The following is a 6,237-nucleotide window of genomic DNA, read 5'->3' as shown; positions in this document are numbered from 1 at the left end:
GCCACCCCCGCGAACCCCGCCGCCGCCACCGGCTGAGCAAGGAGCGAATCACATGAACGAGCCCAACACCCCGGTGAACTCCTCCGTGGCCACCGACGAGTTCGACTACGTCGTCGTCGGCGGCGGCACCGCGGGCAACGTTGTCGCGGCCCGGCTCAGCGAGGACCCCTCGGTGACCGTGTGCGTCCTGGAGGCCGGTCCCTCGGACGTCGGCGACGACAACGTACTGCGCCTGGAGCGCTGGATGGGGCTGCTCGAATCCGGCTACGACTGGGACTACCCGGTCGAGCCGCAGGAGCGCGGCAACAGCATGATGCGCCACGCGCGCGCCAAGGTGCTCGGCGGCTGCTCCTCGCACAACTCCTGCATAGCCTTCTGGGCGCCCGCCGAGGACCTGGACGGCTGGGCGGCCGGGGGCTGTACGGGCTGGGGCGCCGAGGACGTCTTCCCGCTCTACAAACGGCTGGAGAACAACGACGCGCCGGGCGAGCACCACGGCCGCAGCGGCCCCGTGAAGCTGCGCACCATCAAGGGCGAGGACCCCTGCGGCAGCGCACTGCTCGACGCGTGCGCCCAGACGGGCATCCCCACCACGCCCTTCAACACCGGCCGTACGGTGATCAGAGGCGCCAACTGGTTCCAGATCAACTCCGACGAGAACAACATCCGCCAGTCGTCGTCGGTCGCGTATCTGCACCCGATCATCGGCAAGCGTCCCAATCTGACCGTACGGACAGGAATCCGTGCCAAGCGGCTGGTGATCGGTGAGGACCGGCGCTGTACGGGCGTGGAGTACCTGGACCCCGACCTGATCCACACCCGTACCGTCTCCGCGCGGCGCGAGGTCGTCGTCAGCTGCGGCTCCATCGACACGCCCAAGCTGCTGATGCTCTCCGGCATCGGCCCCGCCGACCATCTGCGCGAGGTGGGCGTCCCGACGCTGGTGCACTCCCCGGGCGTCGGCGAGAACCTCCAGGACCACCCCGAGGGCGTCATCATGTGGGACGCCAAGCGGCCGATGCCGACCCGCTCCAACCAGTGGTGGGAGATCGGGATCTTCGCGGACACCGAGCCGGGTCTGGACCGGCCGGACCTGATGTTCCACTACGGCTCGGTGCCGTTCGACATGAACACCGCCCGGCACGGCTACCCGACCAGCGAGAACGCGTTCTGTCTGACACCGAACGTCACCCGCGCCAAGTCGCGCGGCACGGTACGGCTGCGCACCCGCGACTACCGCGACAAGCCGATGGTCGACCCGCGCTACTTCACCCATGAGCACGACGTACGGGTGATGACGTACGGGCTGAAGCTCGCCCGGGAGATCGTGGCGCGGCCCGCGCTCGCGGACTGGGCGGGCGCGGAGCTGGCGCCCGGTCCGGACGTGCGCACCGACGACGAGCTGTTCGAGTACATCCGCACCACGCACAACACGGTCTACCACCCGGCGTGCACGGTGAAGATGGGCGCCGACGACGACGCGATGGCCCCGCTCGACGCCCGGCTGCGCGTCAAGGGTGTCAGCGGACTGCGCGTCGCGGACGGTTCGGTGATGCCGGAGCTGGTCACCGTCAACCCGTGCATCACGACGATGATGATCGGCGAGAAGTGCGCGGACATGATGAAGGCGGACGCGGCCTGAGCGGGGCCGCGGGAGCGTGAGAAAAAGGGGGGCGCCGCGGCGCCCCCCTTTTTCTCACGCCGGCTTCCTGAACATCCGGGTCGCCGTGATCTCCCCGTGCACCGACCCGTCGGGGTCGGCCGGCAGACCCGGCCGCAGATGCTCCTCCACGCTGATGTACTTCAGCCCCGCCCGCAGGTCCGCGTCGTTGCGCAACCGGATGACCAGCGGGAACTCCGCGAGCGCCGTGGTGTCGAACAGACCCGTGGTGTACAGGAGCTGCACGCCCAGCGCGTCGGACACGGCCCGCTGGAGTTCCAGCAGATAGGTGGCGTTGGCCCGGCCGATCGGGTTGTCCAGGAACAGCGTGCCCGCGTGGCGGTGCTTGTCGCGGCCCCGGTCGTTGCTGCGCAGCGCGGCCATCGTGCAGTACAGCGCGATCGCCGCGGTGAGCAGCTGCCCGCCGGAGAACACATCGCCCATCTGCCCGACCGGGACGCGCTCGGCGCGCAGCACCGCGTCCGGCTTGAGGATCTCCACGGCGATGCCGCGCGGCTCCAGGGCGGCCGAGACTCCCCGCAGCAGCAAGGACATCCCGTCCCGGCGCATGTCCGAGTTCTTCTTCAGGGCCGCGCGCGTGGCCTCGTCGACGACCTCGCCCAGGCGCTCGGTCAGCGTCGCCTGGTCGGGCTCCTCGAAGCGGATCCGCAGGAACTCCTGCCCCGACCACTCACCTAGCCCCTCCGGCAGCCGCGACAGCCGCTGGGCCGAGCGCAGGGTGGTCAGCGCCGACTCGACGAGCCCGCGCAGCCGGTCCACGATCGAGTCGCGGTTGCGCTCCAGCTGCTCCAGCTCGTCGGTGAGGACCCGCAGCCGGGGCGCGAACGCCGTCGCCCAGGCCGCCGCGTGCTCGGGCAGCGCGGCGGCGGGCAGCTCCCGGATCTGCTGGCGGGCGGGGGTGCGCACCTGCTCGTAGCGGGTCGCGTTGGCGTGCCGGACCAGGATGTCCGAGGCCTCGCGGACGGCGGCCTCGGCGGCCGACAGATCCCCCGCGCAGCCGCGCAGCGAACGACGGGCCTCGGCCGCCGACCGGCGCGCCTCGGCGAGGTCGCCGGGGAACGGCTCGGGTTCCCGCTCGTCCTCCTCCTGCTGGTGGTCGCGGAGCAGGTCGCGCAGGAGCGCGGCCGTCTCCTCGAAGCCCCCGGCCGCGTCCTCGGCGGCGCGGTGGGCCGTCAGGAGCTCGGCGTGCGCGGCCCGCGAGGTCTCCAACGCGTCGGTGCGGGCGGCGAGTTCCGCCGTGGCGGTCCGCAGGAGGGACTGTGCCTGCTCGGCGTCGCCGGGCACCATCTCCTCGGGCAGCTCGGTGTGGGCCGCGCCGTCCTCGGGGGCGAGGCGCTCGGCCTCGCCACGCAGCCGGCCCAGCTGCTCGCTCGCCGCCGACGCCCTGGTCTCCAGGAGCTGGACGAGGGACTCGGCGCGGGCGGCGGCGGCCTGCCGGGACGGGCCGTCGGCGCCGTCGGTGCCCTCCAGGAGCTGGGCGGCGCGGGTGCGGACCTTGTTGGTGAGACGGTCCAGCTCGGCGAGCGCGGCGCTCTCGTCGCTCTCCGCGCGCGCCTGTTCGGCGCGCAGGTCGGCGCCGACGCCGACCTTCTCGTACAGCTGGGACGCGGCCCGGTAGGCCTCGCGCAGGGCGGGCAGCGCGGTCCTGGGGGCGTCCGGGTCCGGTTCCGGCAGGGTCTCCGGGGCGCCCGCGATCTCGGCGCGCTCCGCGCGCAGCGCGCGCGCCGTGCGGTGGGCGTCGTCGGCGGCGCGCTGGGCGGCACGGCGGTCCTCGTCGGCGGCCCGGGCGCGCTCCAGCAGGGACTGGGCGCGGGCCTCGGACTCCGCTGCCTCGTCGACCAGTTCGCGCAGGGTGGCCTGCCAGCCCGCGCGCTCGCGCAGCCGGAAGGCGAGCCCGGCCAGCGCGTCGGCGGCGCGGCGGGCGCGCTGGGCGGCCTCCTGTCGCTCGTCGCGGACCCGGGCCGCCTCGGCGGCGGCCTCGTCGGCCTCCGCGCGTGCCGTACGGGCCTCGGTGAGCTCCGCCACGGCGGCCCGGGCCGCCTCGCGCGCGTCCCGCGCGGCCGTGGCGAGCTCGTCGAGCATCCCGGGCGGGCAATCGGCGCGCCAGGAGCCGAGCCGTGCGGCGAGGCCGCGGTCGCCCGCGAGGCGCGCGGCGAGGGCCCGGATCTCCTCGTCGCGGGCGGCGGCGCGGGTGCGCAGCGCCTGCCGCTCCTCGTCGGCGGCGTGCTCGTCGTGCATGGCGGGGTTCGGCGGGACGAGGAAGACCTCGCTGTCCCCCGCGCCCTGCCGGGGCACCGGGGCGAGCAGGGCGGCGGCGGTGCCGACGGCTACCGCGGAGCGGGGCAGCAGCGCGGCCCCGGCCAGCACCTCGCGGGCCCGCACGTGCGAGGCCGGGTCCGTGATCACCACACCGTCGACCAGCTCGGGCCGGGCCGCGAGCACCGAGGCGTGGTCGGCCGGGTCGACGGCCTGGGCGAGGTAGCGCCAGCCCGGCAGGGCCGGGATGCCGTGCTCGCCCAGGTACTCCACGGTGGCCAGCACATCGGGGCCCGGCGGCAGCAGGCCGCCGTCGCCGAGCGCGCCGAGGATGCGGGAGTCGTCGGCGGCGGCGGTCCGCAGCTCGAAGAGCTGCCGCTCGGCGGAGGCGATGTTCTGGTCCAGGAGCCGGCGCAGCTCGTCGGCCTGGCGGTCCAGCTCCTCGGCGGTCAGCGGGGTGTCCGCGCCGTCGGAGGCCGAGGGGGCGGGGGTGCCGCGGACCGCCGCGTGGACGGCCTCCGCCGCGTACATGGTCGCGGTACGGGGCTGCGGGACGCCGGCCGCCGGAGCGGAGGGGAGGCCGAGCAGCTCGGCGAGGCGCTCCTCGGAGGCGATGGACTCGGCGGCGCGGCGCTCGGCGTCATAGGCGTTGCCCGCCGCCTCGGCCGCGTCCTGGGCGCGGGCGGCGGCCAGTTCGGCACGCGCCTCGGCGGCGGCGGCCTCACGGGCGCGGTCGGCGGTCGTACGGGCGCTCTCGCGGGCGGTGTCCCAGGCGGCGACCGCCGTCTTCTCGGCGTCGCTGGCGGCGAGCGCGGCCCTGGCCGGGTCGGCGTCCGGGGCGCTGTCGTCCAGCCAGCCCGCCCGCACGGCCTCGGCGGTCTCCTGCTCGACCTCGCCCAGGCGCTGGCGCAGATGTCCGGCCTCGCTGCGGGCGCGCTGGGCGTCGGTGGCGGCGGCCGTGGCGTCGCGGTGGGCGGCCTCGCTCGCCTCCTGGAGCGCGGCGGACCGCTCCTCCTCCTCGGCCGCGAGCCGCTCGCCGTCCTCGGCGGCGGTGTGCAGCGCCCGTACGAGATCGGCGGCGGCGGTGGCGCGGGCGGCGAGCGCGGGCGCCGCGTCCCGCTCGGCCTCGCGGATCGCGGCGGCCACGCGCGCGGAGCGGTCGGCGGCGGCCCGGTGGCGCAGCACCGCCTCGGCGGCCTGCCAGGCGGAGTGCAGCGTACGGGCGTCGGCCAGCTCGCGGCGCTGGGCGGTGGCGGCCTTCTCGGCGACGGCGAGCGCCAGTGAGGCGTGCCGGTAGGCGAGTTCGGAGGCGATCAGGGCGCTGCCGCCGCGCGCCCGCTCGGCCTCGGTGACGGTGTGCGCGGCGGCGGTGACCCGGGCGGCGAGGTCGGTGGCGCGCCCGCGCTCCTGCCCGGCGCGCGCGGAGAGCCTGCGCGCCAGCGTACGGGTACGGCGCTCGGCCCCGGCGTGGATGTCGCGCGCGCGGGAGCGGGCCTCGGCGGCCTCGACGATCTTGTTGAGCAGGTCCACCGAGCCCGCGGTGAAGTCGCGCTCCGCGGTCAGCTCGGCGCGCCTGCCCAGCTTGTTGCCGAAGCCGCTGACCAGGTCGGCGAGGCCGTCGGTGTCCCGGGTGTCGGTGACCGCGCGCAGCAGCAGGTCGGTGAAGTCGGAGTCCTTCTTGACCGCGAAGAGACCGGCGGCCTCGCCCTCGTCCGCGTTCATCTCGCGCTGGTAGCGGAAGAGTTCGGGGTCCAGGCCCAGGTCGCCGAGGTGCTCGTTCCAGCGGTCGTGGATCTCCTCCCACACCACGTCGAGGTGCGGATAGGCCTTGCCCGCCTCGGTGACCGCGTCGCGGAAGCCCTTCATGGTGCGGCGCCTGCCCTGGGCGCCGGAGGCGCCCTCGGCGCTGGGGCGCATCGCGCTGGACTCGGCGACCGGCAGCGAGTCCAGGCTGAGGCCGGGGCCCGGCCGGAACGAGTACCAGGCCTCGGCGAACTTCCGCGGGTCGTTGGAGACCTGCCGTCCGCGCCACTCGCTGACCTTGCCGACGACGACCAGCTCGCCGGTGAGGGTGTGCTGCCACTCCAGGGCGACATGGCCGCAGTCGTCGGCGAGCAGGAACTTGCGCAGCACGCCGGAGCTGGCGCCGCCGAGGGTGTTGCGGTGGCCGGGCAGCATCACCGAGAAGATCAGCTTGAGCAGGACGGACTTGCCGCCGCCGTTCTCCAGGAAGAGGACGCCCGCGGGGGCCGGGCGGCGGGGCGGGCCGACCGGCTCGTCCTCGAAGAACTCCGCCTGGG

Annotated in this window: 2 protein-coding genes; one reads left to right on the top strand and one right to left on the bottom strand. The window is 75.3% G+C overall.

Translation table 11 applies throughout. The features are described from left to right. The first annotated feature begins 52 nt into the window (after positions 1–52). Positions 53–1,642, top strand: a complete 1,590-nt coding sequence (locus ACJA3G_RS27315) for a GMC family oxidoreductase (RefSeq protein ID WP_406555700.1) — start codon at positions 53–55, stop codon at positions 1,640–1,642. Positions 1,643–1,696: 54 nt separating this feature from the next. Here ACJA3G_RS27315 and ACJA3G_RS27310 read toward each other — a convergent pair. After that, on the bottom strand, positions 1,697–6,237 hold a 4,541-nt coding region (locus tag ACJA3G_RS27310), incomplete at its 5' end, for a hypothetical protein (RefSeq protein WP_406555699.1).

The organism is Streptomyces sp. YS-3, assembly GCF_045257485.1.
Taxonomy (GTDB): Bacteria; Actinomycetota; Actinomycetes; order Streptomycetales; family Streptomycetaceae; genus Streptomyces.
The sequence above is the reverse complement of the archived record's forward strand: the minus strand, read 5'-3'. Positions and strand labels throughout refer to the sequence as shown.

What these genes read in the sequence shown, in the direction of transcription:
- ACJA3G_RS27315 (WP_406555700.1), top strand. Translation starts at nt 53, where the DNA reads ATGAACGAGCCCAACACCCCGGTGAACTCCTCCGTGGCCACCGACGAG.